Source organism: Levilactobacillus namurensis DSM 19117 (assembly GCF_001434785.1).
Lineage (GTDB): Bacteria > Bacillota > Bacilli > Lactobacillales > Lactobacillaceae > Levilactobacillus > Levilactobacillus namurensis.
In genome coordinates this window covers 1-1,015 of record NZ_AZDT01000033.1, presented here as the reverse complement: position 1 = coordinate 1,015, position 1,015 = coordinate 1, and the positions used below count along the sequence as shown (strand labels likewise).

The window sequence follows — 1,015 nt, the reverse complement described above, 5'->3', positions numbered from 1 at the left end:
CCTCAAAGTCAATTTCGACATCATGGTTTAGATAAATAGTCATTTTGCCGGCACCGATGCGTTGGCGGTGTTGATCAAAATACCAAGTGATTTTCGCTTTTAGTTGTTCTTCCTGCTGTTCCCAATCCGTGACTTGGTGATGACGCCACTGATGGAAGGCCTGGCGCGAAAGCCCCAATTCACGTAGGAGAAAGGCTTGTACGCCGTGATAATCGACACTGAGGGTTTCGATGGCCTGATAAGCTAGTTTATGTTGGGCATTCACTCCTTGTTCTGTAGTTCCTGAAATTTTTTTACGAATTTTTCGAGAACCTCCTGTTCTTTCAACTTAGTTTTAAGTTGCCGGTTCTCAAGTTTTAACCGTTCCAGTTCGGTCATTTCTTCTCGAGGTTTAGTGCGTCCACGGCGGTCTTTAAGAGCTGGATAACCGTTTTGTTCCGCTTTTAGTACCCAGGAACGTGCTTGTTGATAAGAGACATTAAAGTGCTCAGCTGCTTGTGAATAGGAATGCCCGCCTGCCGTGACATATTCGACAATTTCGATGCGTTCTTCAAAGGTTGTTTTACGCCCCATGATCCGGACCTGCTTTCTCAACGGCATTGCCGTTACTGAATTATTGGTCCTATTATACTGAAATTTTTTGATCCAGTCTCGTAGTTGGCAGGTACTTCTAAGTCCAAATCTATGTTGAATATCTCGCAAACTACCATCCCCATTTAAGTAGGCAGTTACGGCTTGTTGCTTTAGTTCTGGACTATATCTAGTCCAATGATGGCGTTCTTCTAATCCAGCTAAGCCATCTTTCGCATAAAATTTCTGCCAACAAGCGACGGCTCGCTCACTAACCCGGCACGCCTTAAAATATTCTGTTTTCGATAAGTCAGTGCAGGCTAATCCCTTAATAATTGCGAGCTTGTCTTTGGCAGTAAACTTACTTTTAGGCATAATAAAATCCCCTTAAAATTGATAGATGAATTATAGTTTTTCATCTGTCAACCTTAAGGGGACTATAGCA

The 1,015-nt window shown here is 42.9% G+C and carries 1 protein-coding gene and 1 pseudogene; both read right to left on the bottom strand.

Translation table 11 applies throughout. The features are described from left to right. A pseudogene (locus FD30_RS06230) lies at window positions 1-265 on the bottom strand (IS3 family transposase); the annotation flags it as partial. Continuing rightward, window positions 262-945: a helix-turn-helix domain-containing protein gene (locus tag FD30_RS06225; protein WP_056944317.1), complete on the bottom strand. Its 684-nt coding sequence runs from the start codon at window positions 943-945 to the stop codon at window positions 262-264. The pseudogene FD30_RS06230 and the gene FD30_RS06225, both read right to left, overlap by 4 nt. Between the last annotated feature and the right edge of the window lie 70 nt (window positions 946-1,015).

Excerpts from the sequence above, each read along its gene's own strand:
- FD30_RS06225 (WP_056944317.1), bottom strand. The coding sequence starts at position 945 with ATGCCTAAAAGTAAGTTTACTGCCAAAGACAAGCTCGCAATTATTAAG.